Below are 22776 nucleotides of genomic sequence, written 5' to 3'. Positions count from 1 at the left end.
GACATGTCCCACGGCGCCGGCGGGCGGGCGATGGCCCGGCTGATTGACGATCTTTTTCGCGCAGCGCTCGACAACCCGGCGCTGGCGCGGGGCCACGACGCGGCGCTGTTGGACCTGCCGCCCGGACGGGTGGTGATGTCGACCGACAGCTTCGTCATCTCGCCGCTGTTCTTCCCCGGCGGCGACATCGGATCGCTCGCGGTGCACGGGACCGTCAACGACATCGCCATGGGCGGCGGTGTGCCACAGGCTCTCACCGCGGGCTTCATCCTTGAGGAAGGCTTCCCCCTGGCCGATCTGGAGCGCATCGTCGCCTCGATGGCCAAGGCCGCCCGCGCTGCTGGTGTTTCCATCGTGTCGGGCGACACCAAGGTGGTCGAACGCGGCAAGGGCGATGGCGTGTTCATCAACACCACCGGCATCGGCGTGGTGCCTGACGGCGTCACGATCGACCCGGCCCAGGCCCAGGTCGGCGACGCGGTGCTGGTGTCGGGCACGCTGGGCGATCACGGGGTGGCGATCATGGCGTCGCGCGAGGGGCTGGAGTTTGGCACCGACCTGACCTCGGACGCGGCCAGCCTGAACCACATGGTCGCCGCCATGTTGCGCGTGGCGCCCGACATGCGCGTCCTGCGTGACCCGACGCGCGGCGGGCTGGCGGCGGCGGTGAACGAGATTGCACAAGCCTCGGGCGTCGGGATCGAGCTGGACGAAGCCACCCTGCCCCTGCGCCCGGAAGTGCGCGGCGCCTGCGAGCTGTTGGGCCTTGACCCGTTGAACGTCGCCAACGAAGGCAAGCTGCTGGCGATCTGCCCGCCCGCCCGTGCCGAGGCACTGTTGCAGGTGATGCAGGCCGACCCATTGGGGCGCGATGCGGCCATCATCGGGCGGGTGATAGACGATCCGCGCTGTTTCGTGCGCATGCGCACCGGACTGGGCGGCGCGCGCATGGTCGACTGGATCGCCGGGGAACAGCTGCCCCGCATCTGCTGAAATCCGGCCCGACCCACCGCCCGCTTCAGGGTGCTATAACGGGGCTAAATTTCCATCCCGGCGACCCCGTGTCACCTTGACTTGCGCCCCCTTTGGGTCATGATGAAAGCAACCTTTTTGACAGGGACGGATGCTTTATGACCTTGCCCGTCGTGATTGATATCAAAGCGTTGGATCAGTTGGTTCAGACCCTTGCGAAAGATCGCCAGGTGATGGGGCCCGTGCGCCGGGATGGCGCGGTGGTTTATGAGGAAATCCAAGGTGTTGACGACCTGCCGCGCGGCTGGATCGACGAACAGGAAGGCGGGCATTACCGCCTGAAGCGCGAGGGTGACAAGCTGTTTGGCTATACCGTCGGCCCGTCGTCGTGGAAACGGTTCCTGCACCCGCCGAAACAGACCCTGTGGCGTGCGGGCGGGGGGGGGATCACGCCCGAACCGATCGCCGAGGATCGCTTTGCCTTTCTGGGGGTGCGCGGCTGTGAACTGGCCGCGATCCAGGTCCAGGACAAGGTGTTCATGGACGGGCCATATCGCGACCCGCATTACGCGGCGCGGCGCGAAAACCTGTTCATCGTCGCGGTCAATTGCACCCGCGCAGGCGCCACCTGTTTTTGCGCCTCGATGGACACCGGGCCGAAGGTGAATCCCGGCTATGACATCGCCCTGACCGAGATCGACGGCGGGCTGTTGGCCGAGGTGGGCAGCGACGCGGGCGGGGCCGCATTGGCAGCCCTCACATCACGCCCGGCGACCGAGGCGGATCTGGCCGCCGCCGCGCAGGGCATCAAGGACGCCGAGGGCCAGATGGGGCGCAAGCTGAACACCGATGGTCTGGCCGATATTCTCAAGGATAACCCCGACCACCCGCGCTGGAGCGTGGTGGCGGATGCCTGCCTGAACTGCGCCAATTGCACGATGGTTTGCCCGACCTGTTTCTGCACGACGGTGGATGAGGTCAGCGCCTTGGACAGCGACGAGGTTTCGCGCGAAAACCGCTGGGCCAGTTGTTTCACCACCGAGTTTTCATACGTGCACGGCGGCGCGGTGCGCCCGGGCGCAAAGGCCCGGTATCGCCAGTGGATGACCCACAAGCTGGGCACCTGGTGGGACCAGTTTGACAGCTCGGGCTGCACCGGGTGCGGGCGCTGCATTACCTGGTGCCCAGTCGGGATCGACATCACCGAAGAAGCCGCGGCCATTCGCGGAGAAGGAGGCTGATATGGCCATCGACGGCCTTGAAAAGATCGTAGGCGGCCACGCCCTGTTCGCAGGCCTTGGCGACGCCTTCCTGTCCACCGTGTCAGGCTGCGCCAAGAACGTGCGCTTTGCCGCAGGGGATTACCTGTTTCACGAAGGCGACGATGCCGCCGCGCTTTACCTGATCCGCGAGGGTCACGTCGGACTGGAAATCGCCGCCGCCGGTCACGGGCGCATGACGTTTCAAAGCGCAGGCCCCCAGTCGGTCGTCGGCCTCAGCTGGCTGGTGCCGCCCTATCGCTGGACCTATGACGCGCGCGCGGTCAAAGACGTGCGGGCCATCGCGCTGGACGCCACCTGCCTGCGGCGCAAATGCGACGCGGACCCGGCGCTGGGGTACGAGGTGATGAAACGCTTCATGCCCACCATTGTCGAACGGCTTCACAACACCCGCCTGCAAATGTTGGACGTCTATGGCACACCCAGCTGACATGAAGACCGATCCGATGGTCCCGGTGCTGGCGCAGATCACGCGTAAGCACATGGAAATTCCCGGCGTCGTCACCTTCGAGGTCGAGGCCCCAGGCTGGACGGGCTTTGGTCCCGGCCAGTTCAACATGCTCAGCCTGTTCGGGGTGGGCGAGATTGCGATCTCGATCTCGGGGTCGTGCCACGACACCGACCGCATCGTGCACACGATCCGCGACGTGGGCGCGGTATCGCACGCGCTGACGATGCTGGAGGAGGGCGACACGATGGGCCTGCGCGGCCCGTTCGGCGCGCCTTGGCCTGTCGCAGGCGCCAAGGGGCGCGACGTGATCGTCGCCGCTGGCGGGCTGGGCTTGGCCCCGGTGCGGCCGATCCTGTACCACCTTTTGGCCAATCGCGGCGATTACGGCAAGGTGACGCTTTTGTATGGCGCGCGGCGACCCGAAGAAATTCTTTTTGAGCAAGAGCTTGGCCAGTGGCGATCGCAGCTTGACCTGGATATCGAGGTCACGGTGGACCACGCCGCGCCCGACTGGCACGGCCATGTCGGCGTGGTGACAACGCTGTTTCCCAGCGCCGATTTCGACCCCGACAACACCACCGCCTTCCTCTGCGGACCCGAGATCATGATGCGCTTTGCCGCCAACGCCCTGACCGACGCCGGGGTCGGCACCCGCGACATCTTCCTGTCGATGGAGCGCAATATGCAATGTGGCATCGGCCTGTGTGGCCATTGCCAGCTGGGCCCGCATTTCGTTTGCAAGGATGGTCCGGTGTTCGACTGGGCCACAATGCGCCCGCTGATGAGCGTGAAGGAGCTGTAACAATGGCCAAACCCCGCCTTGGCGTCTTCAAATTCTCATCCTGTGACGGATGCCAGTTGTCGCTTCTGGATTGCGAGGATGAGCTGCTTGCTGTCGCCGGAGCCATTGACATCGCCTATTTTCCCGAGGCCACGCGGTCGGACGACGTGGGGCACTACGACATCGCCTTTATCGAAGGGTCCGTGACCACACCGCACGAGGCCGAGATGATCCAGGACATCCGCGCGCGCTCCACCGCGCTGATCACCCTGGGCGCCTGTGCCACCTCGGGCGGCATCCAGGCGCTGAAGAACGGCGCCGACACCGCCGCCTTCATCGACGCGGTCTATGCCCACCCGGAATACATCGACACGCTGGATACGGCGACGCCGATTTCCGACCACGTGACGGTGGATTTCGAACTGCGCGGCTGCCCGATCTCGAAACGCGACCTGATCGAACTGGTCGCGGCCACGGTGGTGGGGCGCACCCCGCAGACGCCGTCCCATGCCGCCTGCATCGAATGCAAACTGGCCGGTCATGTCTGCGTGATGGTCAGCCAGGGCACGCCCTGCCTTGGCCCGGTGACCCATGCGGGCTGTGGCGCGCTGTGCCCCGGATACGCCCGCGGCTGCTATGGCTGTTTCGGGCCGAAAGAAACACCCAATACCGCCGCTTTGGCGGCCCAGTTGGCCAACCACGGTGCCGACAATCGCCAGATCGCGCGGCTGTTTTCCACCTTCAACACCAACGCCCCCGAATTCCGCAAAGAGGCCGAAAAACATGAATGACAAGGTCATCAAGGTCGACATGCTGGCCCGGGTCGAAGGCGAAGGCGCCTTCAAGGTCGTGGTGCGCGACGGTGAAATCGTCGGCACCGAGTTCCGCATTTTCGAGCCGCCGCGCTTTTTCGAAGCCTTCCTGCAAGGCCGCGACCACATGGAAGCCCCCGATATCACCGCGCGCATCTGTGGTATCTGCCCGGTCGCCTATCAGATGTCGAGCGTGCACGCGATGGAGATGGCCCTGGGCATCACGGTCGACGGCCCCCTGCGCGACCTGCGCCGGCTTCTGTACTGTGGCGAATGGATCGAAAGCCACATCCTGCACGCCGCGATGCTGCATGCGCCCGATTTCCTTGGCTATGCCGGGGCGATCGAGATGGCGAATGACGGCCACGGCGACGCGGTAAAACTGGCGTTGGAATACAAAAAGGCGGGCAATGCGATTGTCACCTTCGTGGGCGGGCGGGAAATCCACCCGATCAACGTGCGCGTCGGCGGCTTTTACAAAGTGCCGCGCAAGACCGATTTTGCCCCCCTGCGCGAACAATTGCTGAAGGCACGTGATCTGGCTGAAAAGTTCGTCGACTGGACCGCCAGCTTTACCTTCCCGGACAAGGAACGCGACTACACGATGGTGTCGCTGTCCCACCCGGACGAATACCCGATGAACGAGGGCCGCGTGGTGTCGTCAAAAGGTCTGGACATCGACGTGACCGATTGGCCCGCGCATTTCCGTGAGGAACACGTGGCCCATTCCAACGCGCTTCAGGGCTTCATGGTGGACGGCAGTTCCTACCTCTGTGGCCCGGTGCCGCGCTTCAACAACGCCTATGATCTTCTGTCGGACCGGGCCAAGGCCGCCGCCGAACGGGTCGGGCTGCCGCGTGACAACCGCAACCCCTACCGCTCGATCACCGTGCGCGCGATCGAAGGGCTGTATGCCGTGGACGAAGCGCTGCGCATCATCGACGCCTACGAAGAGCCCGACGCGCCCTTTGTCGCCTATGAGCCGCGCGCGGGCGTTGGCATGGCCGCCACCGAAGCACCGCGCGGGCTTTTGTTCCACCGCTATGAGCTGAACGACGACGGCAGCATCAAGACCGCCCTGATCGTGCCGCCCACGTCGCAAAACCAGCCGTCGATCGAAGAAGACCTGCAAAGCTTCATCGGTGACATTCTGGACCAGCCAGACGAAGATATCCTGCTGCTGTGTGAACAGACGATCCGCAATTATGACCCCTGTATCAGCTGCGCCACGCATTTCCTGGAGCTTGATATTGACCGCGGCTGACCACCCGCTGGTCATCGGGGTTGGCAACATCTATGCGGGCGATGATGCCGCCGGGCGACACGTGGCGCAGGGGCTGCGCGACGCGGGATTTCCCGGAGAGGTGGTCGAAAGCGCGGGCGTGGCCGCCGACTTGGTGCCGCTGTTTGAAACCCGCGATCACGTGATCCTGGTCGATGCCTGCCGCTCGGGCGCGTCCCCAGGCACGATCCACCGGTTCGATGCGCTTGACGCGCCCCTGCCCCCGTTCCTGTCGCCCCTGTCCAGCCACGGCTATGGCGTGGGCGAAGCGGTGGAGCTTGCGCGGGCTCTGGACATGCTGCCCGCCCGCTGCGAGGTCTTCGCCATCGAAGGCGCCTGTTTCGACATGGGAACGCAAATGGCCCCCGCCGTGGCGGAAGCCGTTGAGCATTGCATCGCGGAATTGATGACGCCTTAGTTGGCCGCCGCCACCCCGGCGGTGATCAGGCTGGGCACAAACTGCTGGATCACGCGGTTCCACTTGGTGATCGGCTGTTCGGCAATGAACACCACGTCATTGGGGCGCACCTCCAACCGGGTGGCCAGCAGGAAATTCGCCGCGTTACGCGCGTTCAGGTGCCAGGCGGTCACCTGCCCGTCGCCGTTCATGTCCCGCAGCAGATAGATCTGCGACGGGTTGCCGGTTTCGCTGGAGAATCCGCCGTCGGAGAACAGCGCGTCCGCCAGCGTCGCCTTGTGGCCGAACGGCATTTCGAACCGGCCCGGCCGGGTCACTTCGCCAACCAGATAGACATAATCGCGCTCGACTGCGGCCAGGGCCACGCGGGCCTGGAAGTTTTCCCGCTGCTCGGCCAGGGCGGCACGTCGCAGATTGACCGCAGATTGCAGTTCATCCAGCGCGGCGGTGCGCGCCGAGCGGCGATAGTCCCCTAGCGTAATCTGTTCCTGGAAGTAGGCCTGAGCCTTGGACAATTCGTATTCTGTATCCACGAACACGCTGTCGCCATCCTTCATGCGGATCCGCTGCATGGCGCGGTTTTCCAGATAGGCGGTCATCGGCAGTTGATACAAGGTGCCATCGCGATAGATGCGGATCGTCGCGTATTCGCGATCTTCGACGTCCACCCCACCGGCCGCCAAAATGGCTTCGTCCAGGTGCAGGGGGGTCAGGGTGATTTTGGCGACCTTCGGCTTGTGAACCGCGCCCCCCACCGAGACCCTCTGCGAATTGAATTCAGCGATTTCCAGGCTGAACGACGGGTCGATCTGGTTTTCCACCAGTGCCTGGAACAGCTCAACTTCGGCCTCCTCCAGGGTCAGCCCTGCCAGCCGAATGCGGCCCACATCCGGGATGGCAGCGGCGCCATCGTCCTGAATGGTATAGCCCTGCCGCCGGTTCTGCGCCGCCAGCAGCCCGGACAGTTCTTCGACCGTGGTGCCGGCGCCTTTGGTCGCAAGAAGCACAACATCCCCGACGCCGATGCGATAGGGCCCTGCCGGAACCTCGGGCGGAATGCGGGTCTGAAGGCTGGTGGGGCGGGTTTGTGGTGTTGCGCTGGCCGCGGGCACTGCGCCGATGCCGCGCATGCCGGTAACCCCACCTGCGTCCTGGAAGAACACGGCCGGAAGCGCGCGCGGCGTAAAAGCCGAAGCGTTCGCCTGGGCTAAACTGTTCTGGGTGATCTCAACCACGGTCACATTGTCATCGCTGAAATCGACGGAGGGAGAGATATAGGCCGCGCCACAAGCACTCAAAAATCCAAACGCCAATCCGACCAGAAGCTTTTTCACGACACGTCCCCTTGGGCTATTGGCAACCGTTTTCGAGCAAATAGCCCACGCGCGCAACCTTAAGTTGATGTTCGACCACAATATCCCACAGTTTCATCCAATATTGCGGGGCTGCGTTGTGAAAACAACCGCGCTCACGCAACCGGGACAACGCCCCTGACCCTCAAAAAACGATTGCTCCGTGGGCTCGGGTCATAGCAACTTCCCCTAGCCTCGCCATTTCCCTAAAACGAAACTTTTACCTGCCGACACGGCATCATCTCTCTCGACGCGTCACCGGCACATGAACCCATCAGAATATTGAAACCTAATGACTTTACCGGTCGGATGGATTGGGCGAACCGGCGCTGCATCTATAGGTGAGCAACACTCTTTCGTGCGCCCCTCAGCTTTGCAAAAACCTGCATTTCCCCTTGGACACAGCCGCCGCGGTCAGTTTTCCACCCTTGAAGGCGCCGGTGTCCACTGCGATCCGCCCGTCCGAACAGCTGGGCCGCTTTGTGATCGTGTGCCCATGCACGACCCACAACCCATCGTTGCGCGGCCGGGTCAGAAAATCCCTGTGGCCCCAGGCAAAGTGGTTTGGTCGGTGGTTTTCGGGCGAAAGATCCGGGTCCAACCCGGCATGCACGCACAAGACGTTGCCCGACTGCCATGACAACGGTTGGTCACGCAACCAGTCCAGCAAGCCCTCGACCGTCAGGCAGTCTTCAAGCGCGTCTGCCGCGTCCATAATGGCCTCGCCATCCGCCTTGGCAGACACCGGTGCAATGTCAAAGCTTCGAAGCGTCTCCTGCCCGCCGAACCCGAGCCAGCGCAAACCGCGCCCCAACGGGTCTTCGAGAAAGGATTGCATCATCAATTCGTGGTTTCCGATCAAGCAGATGACATCTTGTGGGGCCGCGACTTGAGCCGCACGCACCTCGCGCAGGACGCTGGCGCTGTCTGGTCCGCGGTCAACAAAGTCGCCCATGAAGACCAGGGCTGCCTCGTCCAGGTCGGAGGCCGTCCGATCCGCCGCGATCTTGTGCAGCACTGTGTTCATTTTCGTATGACAACCGTGCACATCACCAATTGCGAAAAACGGGCGGTCAGGATGCAGACCCGTGACTGACACCCCGGCCATCGAGGCAGAGGCGGATTTGGAAAAAACCGACTTGAGGCGATTGAGCATGGGGGCGTCACACAAAGAGAGTTACATCTGTGTAAGGGCATATCAGGCTTGCCCCGGACCGTCATCCACAACCATGATCCTGCCCCGCCGCCCCGCTTGTTTCGAACCGACCACGCACACCCAGCGGCGTGCGATCCTTTACGACCCGGTAGCGTTCGGGAAAGTGTGCCACCCGCCCAGCCGCGTGTTGAACCAAAATCCACAGGGTTGTGGCAATCACCACAAGGTCTGATCGAAGCGTGGCGGTGTCCAGATAGGACAGATCAATCATCACCTGACGCGGTAGGATGTGCAGGCCGTAGAACCGCTCACACCCCGCCCGCACGATTGTCTTGTCTTCGATCGTCACCTGGTACAGCGTGCCGGGGCTGGTCATGCCCGGCAGGTAGTTCATGATCGATGTCATCCAGTCAATGTAGTGCCTGTCGGCCACTTCGTGAACGCGCGGGCGTGGCCCGACCAGAGCCATGTCGCCGCGCAAGACATTCAGGAATTGCGGCACCTCGTCCAGCCGGGTCTTGCGCAATAGCCGCCCAAAGGGAAACAGGCGCGCATCGCCTGCCCCGACAAGGAACGAGCCGGGAGCATGACAATGCAAAGTGCGTAGTTTCACCATGCGAAACGCGTGCCCACCACGCCCAACCCGGTCCGAAACAAAAAATATGGGCCCCGGAGACGACAGCTTGATACCAAGAGCCGCAATCACAAGAAGCGGCCCGGTCAGAGCCAGCGCCATCACGGAAACGGCAATGTCCAGCAATCGGGCGCGACGCGATCGGGTAACAATCGCGCGCTGGAACGCGCTTTGGTCAATATGCATGGCTTTGCGTACCCCTGTCCGTTCTCTGTCTCGGACGCGAGGCGCGTCCGGACAGCCCTGTCAGCTTCAGACCGACAGGGTAGGGAACGTGGACTAAGGAATCATGAAGACTCGAGCAGCTCGGCGTTTGGTGCAACACGACCGTCGCCATCGGCGCGCCGGTAGCCGTCGATGTAAGTCCAGATAGCGTGGCGCAATCGCGACACGTCACCTTGCTCAATCGCCGTTTGTGCTTCGCTGATCATCGCGGCCACCTGGGTGTGTGACAGGCCCTTTTCCTGCGCCCGCAAAATCTTCGGATGCGGCGTGTGAACCAGACTGTCGTCATCAATCAAAAGCTCCTCATACAGCTTTTCCCCCGGGCGCATCCCGCTGATTTCAATCGCGATATCCCCTATGCCCGAGGCCGGGTCCTTGACCGTGCGGCCTGACAGGGAGATCATCTGCCGCGCCAGGTCGAGGATCTTTTTCGGCGCGCCCATGTCCAATACAAACACATCAGCACGGGTTGAGAACGCACCGGCCAGAAGGACCAGACGCGCGGCTTCGGGAATGGTCATGAAATACCTTGTGACCTCGGGGTGGGTTACGGTGACGGGCCCGCCGGCTGCGATCTGTTTCTGAAACAGCGGAAGAACGGAACCAGAAGAACCCAGAACATTGCCAAACCGCACCATTGAAAAGCTGGTCTTGTCGCTGCGGGTCTGCAAATCCTGCAACACAATTTCCGCCATCCGCTTGGAGGCCCCCATGACATTGGTCGGTCGCACCGCCTTGTCGGTGGAGACTAGAATGCAACGTTCCAACCCCGCGATCTGCGCGGCTTCGGCGACGGTCATCGTGCCAAACACGTTGTTGTGCACGCCTTCAAGCTCGTTTCCTTCGACAAGCGGCACGTGTTTGTAGGCGGCGGCGTGCAAGATGATCTCGACGCCTTCCTCGGCGATCACGCTGGCAACCCGTGCCATCGAAGTGACCGATCCAAGACGCGCGACCACGGGCACGCCGGAGGCTTCGGACAACGGCTGCATCTCCTGGTCGATTGAATAGAGCTGATATTCCGCCTGCTCGAACAAGATAATGCGGGCCGGTTTGCATTCCAACAACTGGCGACACAGTTCCGAACCGATAGAACCCCCTGCCCCCGTCACCATCACCACGCGGCCCGCATAGGCCTTGGTGATTTCCGGGATGTCGAGATCCACCTTGTCGCGCCCCAGAAGCTCATCCGGGGACACCGCGCGCAACTGGTCCTCAAGCCCCTTTCCCGCCATCAGGTCGATGTAGGATGGCAGGACCTGGACCTCGACGTCGAGTTGAGCAAGGCATTGAATGATCACGTCGCGTCGGGCGCGCGGTGCCGACGGCATGGCCACCAGCACACGTTTGATGCCGTGCCTGGCCACAAGCGGAAGGGCTTCATCCGGGGACCGAACCGGGAGCCCGGCCACCATCAAGCCATGCAGGTTCGGATTGTCATCCAGAAACACCATCGGGCGAGCTTCGTGAGATTGCCGCAGGGCGGACGCAAGTTGAATGCCCGCAGCCCCTGCGCCGTAGATCGCCACATGCACAGCCCCCCGCTCGGCCCTGGTGATTGAATTCAGAAAGTGAAGGCCCAGAACCCGCAGCGTGACAGACAGCAGAAAGAAGACGGACCCGAAGATCACCGGCACCGATCGTGGCGCCGACAGGTTCAAAAGATAGCTGATCGCCATGACCAGAAGGGCAAGCAAACCTGCCGCAAATCCGATCTGCAGCACCGCCCGGTTCTCAAAGGCGTTGAGTTTGATCTGCGACAACCGTAGCGCATTCACAACAAACGCCCCGATACCGGCCATGATCGGCAGAAGAACCCAGGCGTCACCGATGCGCGGCAAGGGGAGCGCGGTGCCATAGCGTAGGGCAAAAGCAACATACAGGCTGATCGGGATCAGAACCGTATCAGCGACAAGGAAAATCAGCCGCTTGGTGCGACGTGGCAAGGCGTGAAGGCGAACAAGACTCATTTCCCAAGTCCACGTTACAAAGACAACAGCTTGCGATCGCAGCAAACAAGAGCCGGTTTACATCACCTAAACGATATACAACCTTACCGATTGGGTCTACAGTTTACTCACCCTTGAGTTGAGGGAGTGCTTGTTTCCGTCGCTCGGCAGGCGGGGAACGCGGCCGCCATTCTGTCTATTGCCGAAAAGGGTCCAGCTGTGCACTCCAACGCTCCAAGTCTTTCCCCGCCCGCACATCAAGAGACTGACGAGATCGACTTGATGGAGCTCCTGCGCACATTGTGGCGTGGCAAGCACTGGATCGCCCTGTGCCTGTTCCTGGTTGGCTTTGCGGGCGCTTATTTTGCCTATGGCATCGCCACACCGGTCTATACGGCCAAAGCTGTTGTCACCCTGGAAAGCCGCCAGGAACAGGTGGTCGACCTGACCAGCGTGATGACAGGCTTGACCGGTGACCAGACCAGTATCAACACCGAAATCGAAGTGATGAGATCACGCGGGTTGGCGGAAAAGCTGGTGACCCGACTGGACTTGACCAAGGACCCGGAGTTCAACGTTTCACTGCGCGAAGAGCGGCTTTCGATCAACACCATCATGCGGCGTTTTGCCCGGGTAATCGGCACCGCGCGACCCAGAATCGAACGCACTGATACCGAAGTATTGAATCAAGTTGTGGATGCCGTCCTTGCATCCATTAAAATCTCGAACGTGCGTCAGAGCTATGTATTCAACATCATCGCAACCACGGAAAGCCCTGAAAAGGCTTCTCTTTTGGCGAATTCCTTGGCAGATATCTATATCGAAGACCAGCTTGAGGTAAAGTTTCAGGCAACCCGATCGGCGACCAAGTGGTTGACGGACCGGGTTGCCCAATTACAGGTCGACCTGGAAACGGCCGAGGCCGAGGTCGAGAATTTCAACGCAAACACCTCCCTGATCAACCAGGAAGCTCTGGTGGCACAGAACCGACAGGTCAAAGACCTGCGCGATCGGTTGGCGGCCGGAAAGGCCACACTGGCCGAGACCACGGCCCGTCTGGAGATGCTGCAGAGCACCGCCGCGGGCAATGACACTGCCGCAATGGCCGAAGCCGCAAACGATGCCATATTGCGTCAGATTCTGCTTCGGTTGGAAACCTCGGAATCCAATGACCTCAGCCCCTTTACGGCCCGGTTCGATCAGGTTCTGGCACGGGCCGGGCTGGAAGTGTCGCGGGCGAAAAGCCAGGTGCAGGCGTTGTCGACGACGATCAATCAGCTGAGCGCGAGTATTGAACAGCAGTCCAACGACCTTGTTCAACTGCAACAATTACAACGCGAAGCCACCGCGAGCCGCCAGATTTATGAGTATTTCCTGACACGTCTGAAAGAAACCAGTGTGCAGCAAGGCGTACAGCAGGCCGACAGCCGCGTTCTGTCCCATGCCATCGTGCCGCGCACACCGTCCGCCCCGCGAAAGCTTGTCATCACGCTTCTATCCATGATGCTTGGGACCGCGGCAGGGGCGACCCTGGTTCTGCTGCGTGAGGTGAGTTTGAACACGTTCCGTTCAACCCCGGAGCTGGAAAAGCGGACACACACCACGGTTCTGGGTCAAATCCCGTCGATTTCGGCTCGGCGCCGCAAGAACGTGTTGAAGTATCTGACCGACAAGCCGACGTCAGCTGCGGTCGAGGCCATTCGCAACCTGCGCACCTCGATCCTGATGTCGAACATGGACAAGCCGCCGCAGGTTATCATGGCGACCTCGTCCATCCCTGGCGAAGGCAAGACCACCTTGTCGATCGCCCTGACCCACAATTTGTCGGGTCTGGGAAAAAGAGTTCTGCTGGTCGAAGGCGACATCCGACGCCGGGTGTTTTCCGAATATTTCGACATCCACGACAAGAAGGGTCTTCTGGCCGTTCTGTCCGGGGAAGAAAAACTGGAAGACGCCGTGTTCCACCACCCGGACCTGAAGGCCGACATCCTGATCGGTGAACGCAGCTCGACCAATGCGGCCGACGTGTTTTCGTCCGAGCGTTTCGGTGCCTTTCTGGACGAGCTGCGCGCGGCCTATGACTATATCGTCATCGACACGCCGCCAGTGTTGGCCGTGCCGGACGCCCGCGTGATCGGGCAACGTGCGGACGCCATCATATACTGCGTGAAGTGGGACAGCACCACGCACCGCCAGGTGCAGCAAGGTTTGAAATCCTTCTCGGATGTAAACGTGAAGGTCACAGGTCTGACGCTGAACCAGGTCAACATGCGGGGCATGAAACGCTATGGGTATGGTGACAGCTATGGCGCCTATTCTAACTACTACGACGGTTGAGCGGACGCCGTCGCATGACCCGAGCGCACGGTGGTATAAAGGAACTGTAAAGCTATTCCCGGATGGTGTGCGGACGTTTCAATTCGCATTCACCGGGGGTCTTCATGTCCAACACATCCGCCAACCTCTCACTGCCCTACATCCAGCCATCGCAGGCGCAGAAACATGTCACACACAACGAAGCGGTGCGCATGTTGGACAGCCTTGTACAGCTCAGCGTCCTGTCCGCCAGCCAGACCACGCCGCCCGCGATCCCTGACGATGGAGACGGCTTTATCCTGCCTGTCGGCGTTGCAGGGGCTTGGGCCGGGCACGATGCCGACCTGGCGGTCTACCAGGACAATACCTGGGTATTTTACACACCGGGCGAAGGGCTGTTTGCCTGGGTCCAGGACATTGATGAGCATCGCGTGTTCGATGGCACCGACTGGATCGTGGCCGCTGGTGTGCCGGAACTTCAGAACCTGGACATGGTTGGGATTCAGACCACAGCGGATGCCAGCAACCGGCTTTCAGTGGCCTCGGCGGCCACCCTTCTGACCCATGCCGGGGCCGGGCATCAGCTGAAGTTGAACAAAGCCGCCAACAGCGACACTGCAAGCCTTCTGTTCCAGACCAACTGGTCTGGTCGGGCCGAGATGGGCACGACCGGCAGCGATGACTTCGAAATCAAGGTGAGCCCGGATGGCAGCACCTTTCACCAGGCGATGACCGTTGACCAAAACAGTGGCGAGGTGTCGTTCCCTTCTGGCATCAACGGGCTGGCATCGCCGGATTTCGGTGATGGGTCGCTGATCACGACCGATTACATGGCCGCCAAAGGCGTGGACCTGATCGCCAACGGGACCGGACTGCTTGGCAATGCCTACAACCATCCGGCCGAGTTCACTTATGACCCGATCCAAACGCCGAACCTGCCCGCCAGTTTCAGCTGTTCCGGGCACTACCCCGGCGTCGTCAAGATGCAAGAGCGGATCCCGGTCGACCCCAACCAAGTCTATCGACTGAATTGCTATGTTCGCCAGGAAGGGTTGAGCGGCGACTGGTCCGCCTATGCCAACGAAGAACGGCATCGGCACTACATGGGATTGGCCTGCGAGGATCAGGACGGCAACACAATCGAGTCTCAGCACCATATGCGCTACCACCACAGTGGCACGGACAGCCTCACCACCCTGGCGGCGCCATTGACGCCCGGTGACACGTCCGTACAGGTCGTCGATGCCAGTGGGTGGAACGAAACGGCTTCGCAAAGCTACAATCGCGGCCTTATCATCTTCGGCTATAAAAATGCAGCGGGCGCACTCTATTCGCACTACAGCCGCATTGTCGGGACCGGCTTGTTCGATCTGGGTCAGGTCAATAAGACGAGCCACACCATCACGCTGAACCAACCCCTGCCGGCAAGTCTTGGCAATCCGGCCGACGGATCGGGCACCTGGCCTGTGGGAACGCCACTGGCCAATGCGTCGAAGGGGGGGGCGCTGAAATACTCTTTCTTCGGCGCGACCGTGCTGGATCAAACCGACACCTGGTATCGCATCAACAATTACACCGGGGGCATCGACTTGTCGGGCACCAATCAAAGCGCAAATTTCGCGCCGGGCACATCGCGCGTGCAGGTCTTCTGGCTTCCGAACTACTCGAACCGTTCGGGAGGGTATTCAGGCTTCCCCGACACCGGCGCCGCGCATCGGGTCTGGTTCACCGGCACCTCCGTCGTGCCGGAGCCACATGCAGTTCAGAAAGAGGAAGCCAGCGGCGCATATGCAGGACGCAAACTGATCAAAGTGCCTTACAGCGACTTTGATGCCGGAACGATCACCCTTGTCGCACCCGCGCGTGTTGTTACCGAGATCTGATACCGGACAGAACGTGGCCGTCACCCCGCACGGGGGGCGGCTCAGCTTACTGCCTGAGCATCTGGGTCACGAAATACCCCATCGCACCGCTGATCCACTGGCGGGATTTCACCACATTCCCGGCGCGATCGACCCAATAGAGGTTTTGAACCTTGACGCCGCCGCGCTGGCAGGTTTCGACAACCGGCGTGGTGCGAGCGTCGATGGCGCCGATCTTCAGGTGAACCGGGTCGCCGGTGGCATAGCTGCAATTCATCTTCAGCGCCGTGGTGTTGCCGACGCCGCTTAGGAAATACCAGGTGCGGGTGGCGCTCCCGGTTCGGCGCTGGGTAATCATCGCAATCGCATCATCCGCTTGCGAGGACATCAGGTCGTCACCAAAGCCCCGCGTCGAGGTCAAAACACCCTGCTTGAAGCTGAAGGTTCTGAGGTCCGGGGTCTTCCAGGTGACGTAATCGCCATTGCTGGCATTCGGTGCGATGACCAGGGTGGCCTCATACTTTTCGACGACGCCCAACATGACCGGCCCAGGGGTTGCGGCCAAGGCCCGTGTTGCCAGGTCAGCCAGGTCAGGACCCGCCTTGGCAGGCGCCTTGCCCCCGCCCCCGGCAAACAGTCCGGTGACGCTTTTTACAGCGCCCAGCGCTGCGCGGCTGCCCGCTGTTTTCGAGGTGTCAGTGCCACAGGCCGCCAAGGCCAGGCAGACGCAAAGCGCGGCCGCGCGCGCCAAAGGCGAAGAGGGGGGCGAAGACAGGTTACGTTTCGACATCGTCATCTCCAGAACCGTCCCCAGCGCGCTGCAAGGGCATCGCCGTGACCTTCGTTGACCCAGTCGAACAACCGGCCCTCCACCCTCAACTGCGCGCCGCCATCGCGGGCCAGCGACATGATCGTCGTTTGCGTGTTGGTCCGGGACGGTTTGCCCAGCGCCCATTCCATCGGCACCGAGAAGCGAACCCCTTTGTCGAACGAGCCCTCTCCGAAATCTTCGGCTGACACGTCTGTGAAGGTGGCATAGGCCCCGACTTTCCACCCGTTGGCGAAGGTGCGATCAATCGACACGGTCGCGCCGAAATCACCGGCAAGGTATCGACCGACGTCCAGCTGGGTTTCAAAACCATTGCCGAAATCGTAGTAGGCCGATACGTGCCCGGTAACGGTGCTGTAGTCCCGCAAACCAAGCAATTGGTCATAGTCACGCTGCACCACATAGGCGAGTTCGGCCCCCAGGCCGAGGCGGCTATCAACCGGTTTCCACAGAACCTCGGCGGACACACCGGCAAACATCGGTTCGAGATACCCGAAGGTCACCCGTGAATACAGATCACGCGCCGGACGCGCGTACCAGGCCAGGGTCAGGTGCTCCAGGCTGGGGTCGCCCTGCGCGTTGTAAAGCCCGACATCCGAGCGCACATGCGGCAGAACGGAATCGCTTGGTGAAGTCGCTTCGACAAAGTTGCTGAGGATCGTCTTTTTCAGGGAGGCCGACAGGACCAGCCCCGGCGTGATCTCGTAACTTCCAGCCAGACGCAGGCCGAGTTCAGCGGAAACCGCTTGTTCCCCGCCAAACAGGCCGATCGAAAAATAGGGCGCCAGCGACCAGTTGAACCGCGGATACAGGCCCGGGGTCAACGTCATGCCGTCAGGCCGACCCGCGGCATCGGTGATCTGTGCAGCCGCGAAGGCTTCCGGCGCCGGGGCGTGTTCCAGCCGTTCTATATCCGACCGGCTCATCGTAACCGAGGACAGCGGCGTGCCGTTGCGCATTAGCGTCACCACGAAGGTCTCGACCGAGGCAGGGAAGGCTCGCGTCATGATCCGGAAGGTGCGTCCAAGCGCCTGAGCCTCGGAATTATAGCGATTGTTGGTTACCCTCAATTCGGCCCGCGTGGCCGTCAGGGCCATGGCGTTCAGGGTTATCCCGGTCTTGCCCAGCGCCGTGGCAAGCGCGGCCTGAAGCCCCGGTCCTGTCTCAGGTTCGTTCACCCAATCCGTGCCCCATGCCTCTGGATCAGCGCTGCGCGACGGACGCGGGCGCACGAAATGGGGCGCTTCCTCGGTGCCCGAATGCGAGGTCGGACGGTTCGGGTTCATCGCCACGGAGAACTGCAGGCCAATCTGGTTGCCGTACATGTAATACGCGGCCAGGTTCCAGCCCGGTGCCAAGGCGTAGTCAACGCCAAAGTTGAACGGGGAATTGCGAGTGTAGTAGCCACGATCACCCGCCAGCGTATAAGCGTCCGAACTGTATTCGGCCTTCAGCGTTATTTTGTCGTTCACCTTGTACGACACCCCGCCGAAAGCCGCGAAATCACCCTGAAACCATTGATAGTAGTTGGGATATCCACTCGGCCCGGGTCGTCGCGGGGGGCGCACCCCGGTCGCGCCAATCGCATTCAGGCTGCCAAGGCGCCCCCATCCAATCCCACCTGTCACACGCAGGCGGTCGCCAATCGACTTGGTCGCGACAATGTATTCACTTGAACTCGGCGTGGTGCCCATGAAGTCCTGCAAACCAATCGACACGGCTGGCAAGTACTTGCTTTCATCCAGCACACGAAACCGAAGATCAAAGCTGCGGTCATAGTTCACGTAATCGGGATCTGCGGGAAGGTAGCCCGCGATGCTTGAATAGCGGAAGCTCGCGGTAAGCCGTGGCGTGACCTGGAACGCCATCGTCCCCCGCCCAAACGGGCCATAGGTTCCGTAGGTGAAAGAGAAATGCCCCGATGGTGCGGCCTCTGCGGTCGGCATCTCGACCAGGCCGGGCATGCCAAACATCGAGTAGGATTCAGACAGCGTCGATCTTTCAGCCCATGCTGCACCGGGCAAGACTTGGCTGCACATTGCAAGACCGACAACCAATCCGCCAAATTTCAACCGCACGTTCAGCCCCCCGACCGCTTACATCGTTCGCCAATGCTATATCAACTTCTACACAGAAGGGAACTCCGCAATGTTAAGGCAGGCAGACTTCCGGCACGCTTCCGAAACAAGGCGTAGGCGGTGCGCAGGGTGTTAGACGCCCTCTACCTGAGCGACTTGAAAACAGTTTTCAGCATGATGCTCATATCGAAGCACAAATTGCGATTGCGCTGATACATCAAGTCGATTTTTGCCTTGCGAGGCACGCAGACGCGGGAATAGATCGCATCAGTTTCCTCTCGGCTGCCACTGTTTTTCAAAAGCCATTCTTCGTGGGCGTGAAAATAAACCGACGCCAACCCGGTAATTCCTGGGCGAGAACGCAGGACCTGCGCATACAGCTTCGGAAATCGCTCTACGATTTCTCGCAAGGGCGGACGCGGGCCGACGAAGCTGATATCACCTTTCAACACGTTCCATAGCTGAGGGACTTCATCAAACCGGGTTTTTCGTAAAAGCGCGCCCGTTTTCGTGATCCGGTTGCTTTTGTCACCCCCCGACGGGCCGCTATCAAATGGGTCCGGCCTCATGGTGCGAAACTTGATCAAAGTGAAGCCCTGCGTTGGTGTTTTCATGCGTTCTGACAGGTACAGGACGGGACGGCCGTCCAGGATCAAAACAACGACAGCACATGTTAGCAGAAAGGGGGCCAACATGATTGCCAACAACGTGGCAGCGAGCAGGTCAAAAATGCGCTTAAGAGGTGTCATGATCTTTCCGCAATCTCTCTCGGTTTTGGGCTGCCGTAACACCGGGGTGTATCAGGGTCGCATTTGAACAGGGCGCTGAAGCCAAGGGACCAGAAAGCCACCGGGATCCCGGCGCCCACGTGAAGCAGCTAAGAGCTTGCCCTTCCTTTTTGTTTCAGGTCATTCACCTGCATTTGCCAAGGGCAGAGAACGGGTTCCAGCTTTTGTGCAAGCATCCCATATTCGTGATATTCAAGCGCTGCCGCATGCCCCCGCGCGCCCATCGCGGCGCGTTCGGTGCCGGGCAGGTTTTTCAGCGTCAGAACCGCCTCGGAAAAGGCTCGGGCATCCCCTGCTGCGAAACTCAGCCCAGCGCCATATTCGATCACCGGGTCCGCCTGACCCGAATATCCGTTCAAAACGGGGCGCCCAGAAAAGAGGTAGTCGAACATCTTGTTCGCTGAGGTGCCGAAGCGGTAGAGCGGCGTATCGTTCCACAACAGAAAACACGCATCAAACCGGGTCAGGAGTGACTGTATCTGGCGTTTCGCGACGGGGTCGAAAAAATTCACATTGCGCAGCTTTCGCCGCTCAGCCTCGGCTTGAAGACGACGGCGTTCGCGCCCGCTGCCCACAACAACAAAGGCAATGTCTTCGTGTTCCTTGAGCATCGCGGCGGCGTCTAGCATCGTATCAAGCGCATTGGCCGCTCCGATTGTTCCAGCATACCCAACCAGGAATTTGCCCTTGGGGAGCGCGTCTGAGATTTCGACGCCAAGCGGTTCAGGATTGGAGGTTTCCTCAAGGCTAAAGCCGTTCGGCACCCAGGTGAACTTCTCACGGTCCAGGCCACGCATTTCCATATGGTCCACTGCGTTGGGAAGGTTTGAGATGACGGCATCAGAAACGCGATAGGCACGATCCTCAACCCGTTGCATCCAGCGGATCAATGGATGGCTCGGTGGTTTGCCTCCGACCTCCTGTAGGGTCAGGGGCCAAATGTCCCGGACTTCGAACACAAGGCGTGCCCCAACCTTGCGCGCAAGACGTTCTGCGCCACGGAACCCCAGAAGAGACGGGGAAGAATACAAGATCGTGTCAGGTATTTCACCCAAGCGTTTCGGCAGATGACGCAACCTCTTACTGAAAAGAAGCCAATTCAGAATTCGCTTCTTGTCATGCGCGTGCGCATAGCCTGGGACAGGAACCCGGACAAAACGATATCCGTCACGCATCTCGATCCCCGGCGCCGCGTCGGCCCCATCGAGCAACAGATGATGCCTCTGTGCCCCGACCAATGTCACGCTATGTCCACGTCTTGCCAATTCCAGCGAAAAATAGTGGTGCCGCCCCCCCATGCCGGTCTCCGGTGTCGAGCTATATTGGTTGATGATCCAAATGCAGCTCATTTGCGCAAAAACCGTAGCAAGGTCGAAACAATTCTCTCCGAAGCGTCGCCCGCCCCGTAGGGCGTGACATTCTGACCCTTGGTCCCCACCGCCTGTGAGACAGCTTGTGCAATGATCGCGGCATTCAGTGGTGGAACCAGACGGTTCCAGCCTGCCTCGACCAGCTCGACCCATTCGGTCTCATCGCGTAGCGTGACACAGGGCACACCATAGAAAAACGCTTCTTTCTGCACGCCACCTGAATCGGTGACAATCACTGCCGCAGCACGCTCATGGGCCACCATTTCGATGTAACCCAGTGGCGCGACCGTTTTGAGATTGTCCGTTAAGTTGAGCATGCCAGCGTCTTCCAGCCGCCCTTTGGTTCGCGGGTGCAGCGGCACCACGACTGGCAAGGTGCGGGCAACCTTTTCAAGGCCTTCGAAAACGGCTCTCAATCGTTCCGGGTCATCCGTGTTCTCCTGGCGATGAATCGTCGCCAACACAAATCGCCCGACGTCTACACCGCTTGTTTCAAGAAGGTTGGAGTGTTCGCCAGCGAGACGCCCAAAAAACAGCGCCGCATCGTACATCACATCACCGACTTGCACGACCTGATCACCAGTAATGCCTTCTTCCGCCAGGTTTTGCGTGGCCGTGTCCGTGGGTGTGAGAAGGAGGGACGCGCAATGATCGGTCAACACGCGGTTTACCTCCTCAGGCATACGGCAGTTGAACGATCTCAAGCCGGCCTCAACATGTGCCAAGGGGATGTTCAGTTTGGCTGCGGCCAAGGCGCCCGCCATCGTCGAATTGGTGTCGCCATAGACCAGAACAGCATCAGGCTGTTCTTTCAGCATGATGGCCTCCAACTGTTCAAGCATCCGACCTGTCATTTGACCATGAGACCCGCCAGAGATATCGAGTTGATAAGCGGGCGTCGGAATTCCCATTTCCTGGAAAAAAATGTCAGACATGTTTGCGTCATAGTGCTGGCCGGTATGCACAAGGATCTCGTTCACCCCCTTGGTGGCACTGATTGCGCGGGAAACAGCCGCAGCCTTGATGAATTGCGGGCGGGCGCCAATGACGGTCAGTATCCTCTTCATGTGATGCCTTTCGAATGCTCAGGTTTGAGAGGAACACCCAGTCGTTCGTGATAGAAGGCCACTAGTTTTTTAGCCTCCGAGGGCCAGTTGAATATCTCTTCAACAGCACGTTGGCCGCGCTTTCCCATGGCTTCCGCCTCGTCCGGATTGTTCAACAACCAGTCCATCGCCTCCGCGATGGCTTTCGGGTCTTCGGGGTTGACCAACAGGCCGCACCCTGCCCCGTCAACGATCTGACGCCAGAGCGGAAAATCCGAGGCGATGACAGGCAGGCCAGCGCCCATGTATTCGAACAGCTTGTTGGGTTGCGCACTGATGTGGTTGGGGTAAGGACCAAAGAGGACAAGACCCGCCCGCACGTCACCAAGCATGGTTGCGACGGTCGGTCGGTCTGCCCAGCCGATGAAATCGACATTCCGCCAACCCGGCAAAGCTTCGACATCAGCACGATGTGCGGCCGGTAGGAAAACGCCAGCCATTCTTAGACAGATCCCGTCCGCTGTCGCAATCTGTAACGCCTCGACCATTTGACCCGTCCCGCGGATTTCCGAAATTCCACCAACATAGGCAAAATGTGGAGGCCGTTTTGCATAGTGGGATGACGCTGGCGCCGTCAGTTCCCCCGGCAATGGAAAGTTCTGCACCAGAACCGACAAACCTGCCGGAAAGTGCTCCGCGATGGCTGGTGTGGCAGGGACAATCCCAGTCAACAGGCGCCCCGCGAGCCATTCCAGGGCCCTCGCAAACCCAGCAATTGGACGCCGCAGCGGCGCGGGAATGTATGGCTTGCTCAAAATCTGCCGGGGCAGGTCCTCATGGACGTCATAGATGACCTTGGTCCCGGAAAGGCGCAGCAAGATTCCAACAGGGATCAATTCGGGATCGTGGAAGTGGGCCACATCGGGTCTGGCCTGACGTAGGGCACGGTACATCCTCCACGCTCCACGGGTCATTCGGGAAATACGGCGCCCCGGCGGGCGCGGGCCAGTGTCTACAATCCGTATCCCATGGCCAATATCAGCTTCGTCCCCCATTCCATCCTGCACAAACAGCGCGACATCGGCGTCAAGGGCTAGCGCCAGTGAGACCGCCTGTTTGAGCCGAATACGCGTGTCGGTTCGGGGGTGAACGGTAGTGAAATGGATGATGTTCAT

General features: G+C 60.6%; 19 protein-coding genes. 9 read left to right on the top strand and 10 right to left on the bottom strand.

Features of this window, described 5'->3' with window-relative positions; translation table 11 throughout:
- Positions 1-3 precede the first annotated feature (3 nt).
- The 7 genes from hypE to MN188_RS00200 all read left to right on the top strand — a co-directional run bounded on the left by hypE (position 4) and on the right by MN188_RS00200 (position 5996).
- Positions 4-993 carry a hydrogenase expression/formation protein HypE gene (gene hypE, locus MN188_RS00230; protein WP_242107303.1) on the top strand — a complete coding sequence of 330 codons (990 nt, stop codon included), beginning with the start codon at positions 4-6 and terminating at the stop codon, positions 991-993.
- Positions 994-1145: 152 nt separating this feature from the next.
- Entirely contained in the window at positions 1146-2213 is a 1068-nt protein-coding gene (locus MN188_RS17655) for a 4Fe-4S dicluster domain-containing protein (protein ID WP_242104782.1), read from the top strand.
- Between the two features lies 1 nt (position 2214).
- Positions 2215-2682, top strand: a complete 468-nt coding sequence (locus MN188_RS00220; protein ID WP_242104781.1) for a cyclic nucleotide-binding domain-containing protein — start codon at positions 2215-2217, stop codon at positions 2680-2682.
- Between the two features lies 1 nt (position 2683).
- A complete protein-coding gene (locus MN188_RS00215; RefSeq protein ID WP_242104780.1) occupies positions 2684-3505 on the top strand; it encodes an FAD/NAD(P)-binding protein in 822 nt (273 codons plus the stop codon).
- A 2-nt stretch (positions 3506-3507) separates the two neighbouring features.
- Positions 3508-4275 (top strand): NADH-quinone oxidoreductase subunit B family protein, encoded by a 768-nt coding sequence (locus tag MN188_RS00210; RefSeq protein ID WP_242104779.1) that lies wholly within the window; start codon positions 3508-3510, stop codon positions 4273-4275.
- A complete protein-coding gene (locus tag MN188_RS00205; RefSeq protein ID WP_242104778.1) occupies positions 4268-5560 on the top strand; it encodes a Ni/Fe hydrogenase subunit alpha in 1293 nt (430 codons plus the stop codon). Before MN188_RS00210 ends, MN188_RS00205 begins: the two co-directional genes overlap by 8 nt.
- The gene (locus MN188_RS00200) at positions 5547-5996 is read left to right on the top strand and encodes a hydrogenase maturation protease (protein ID WP_242104777.1); all 450 of its coding nucleotides are present in this window, start codon (positions 5547-5549) and stop codon (positions 5994-5996) included. The genes MN188_RS00205 and MN188_RS00200 overlap by 14 nt, the downstream gene beginning before the upstream one ends.
- Here the strand turns inward: MN188_RS00200 and MN188_RS00195 are convergent.
- The 4 genes from MN188_RS00195 to MN188_RS00180 all read right to left on the bottom strand — a co-directional run bounded on the left by MN188_RS00195 (position 5993) and on the right by MN188_RS00180 (position 11333).
- On the bottom strand, positions 5993-7330 hold the full coding sequence (locus tag MN188_RS00195; RefSeq protein WP_242104776.1) for a polysaccharide biosynthesis/export family protein: 1338 nt from the start codon (positions 7328-7330) through the stop codon (positions 5993-5995). The two genes, MN188_RS00200 and MN188_RS00195, sit on opposite strands and share 4 nt — an antisense overlap.
- A 385-nt stretch (positions 7331-7715) precedes the next feature.
- On the bottom strand, positions 7716-8504 hold the full coding sequence (locus MN188_RS00190; RefSeq protein ID WP_242104775.1) for a metallophosphoesterase family protein: 789 nt from the start codon (positions 8502-8504) through the stop codon (positions 7716-7718).
- A gap of 61 nt (positions 8505-8565) precedes the next feature.
- Positions 8566-9324 carry a sugar transferase gene (locus MN188_RS00185; RefSeq protein WP_242104774.1) on the bottom strand — a complete coding sequence of 253 codons (759 nt, stop codon included), beginning with the start codon at positions 9322-9324 and terminating at the stop codon, positions 8566-8568.
- A gap of 101 nt (positions 9325-9425) precedes the next feature.
- Positions 9426-11333 carry a polysaccharide biosynthesis protein gene (locus tag MN188_RS00180; RefSeq protein ID WP_242104773.1) on the bottom strand — a complete coding sequence of 636 codons (1908 nt, stop codon included), beginning with the start codon at positions 11331-11333 and terminating at the stop codon, positions 9426-9428.
- A 258-nt stretch (positions 11334-11591) separates the two neighbouring features.
- Here MN188_RS00180 and MN188_RS00175 point away from each other — a divergent pair, with 258 nt between their 5' ends.
- Complete coding sequence (locus MN188_RS00175; RefSeq protein WP_275116063.1) at positions 11592-13649, top strand: GumC family protein; 2058 nt, start codon at positions 11592-11594, stop codon at positions 13647-13649.
- Positions 13650-13753: 104 nt separating this feature from the next.
- Positions 13754-15511, top strand: a complete 1758-nt coding sequence (locus MN188_RS00170) for a DUF2793 domain-containing protein (protein ID WP_242104772.1) — start codon at positions 13754-13756, stop codon at positions 15509-15511.
- 46 nt (positions 15512-15557) lie between these two features.
- Here the strand turns inward: MN188_RS00170 and MN188_RS00165 are convergent, their stop codons facing one another.
- The 6 genes from MN188_RS00165 to MN188_RS00140 all read right to left on the bottom strand — a co-directional run bounded on the left by MN188_RS00165 (position 15558) and on the right by MN188_RS00140 (position 22776).
- Entirely contained in the window at positions 15558-16280 is a 723-nt protein-coding gene (locus MN188_RS00165; RefSeq protein WP_242104771.1) for a YjbF family lipoprotein, read from the bottom strand.
- A 2-nt stretch (positions 16281-16282) separates the two neighbouring features.
- Positions 16283-18292 (bottom strand): YjbH domain-containing protein, encoded by a 2010-nt coding sequence (locus tag MN188_RS00160; RefSeq protein ID WP_242104770.1) that lies wholly within the window; start codon positions 18290-18292, stop codon positions 16283-16285.
- Positions 18293-18540: 248 nt separating this feature from the next.
- Complete coding sequence (locus MN188_RS00155; RefSeq protein WP_242104769.1) at positions 18541-19146, bottom strand: sugar transferase; 606 nt, start codon at positions 19144-19146, stop codon at positions 18541-18543.
- 128 nt (positions 19147-19274) lie between these two features.
- Positions 19275-20483 carry a glycosyltransferase family 4 protein gene (locus MN188_RS00150; RefSeq protein ID WP_242107299.1) on the bottom strand — a complete coding sequence of 403 codons (1209 nt, stop codon included), beginning with the start codon at positions 20481-20483 and terminating at the stop codon, positions 19275-19277.
- Positions 20484-20530: 47 nt separating this feature from the next.
- Complete coding sequence (wecB, locus tag MN188_RS00145) at positions 20531-21622, bottom strand: non-hydrolyzing UDP-N-acetylglucosamine 2-epimerase (RefSeq protein ID WP_242104768.1); 1092 nt, start codon at positions 21620-21622, stop codon at positions 20531-20533.
- Positions 21619-22776: a glycosyltransferase family 4 protein gene (locus MN188_RS00140; RefSeq protein WP_242104767.1), complete on the bottom strand. Its 1158-nt coding sequence runs from the start codon at positions 22774-22776 to the stop codon at positions 21619-21621. The genes wecB and MN188_RS00140 overlap by 4 nt, the downstream gene beginning before the upstream one ends.

It is taken from the genome of Aliiroseovarius subalbicans (genome assembly GCF_022678625.1).
Classification (GTDB): Bacteria; Pseudomonadota; Alphaproteobacteria; order Rhodobacterales; family Rhodobacteraceae; genus Aliiroseovarius_A; species Aliiroseovarius_A subalbicans.
This window is presented reverse-complemented; position numbering and strand designations above follow the sequence as displayed.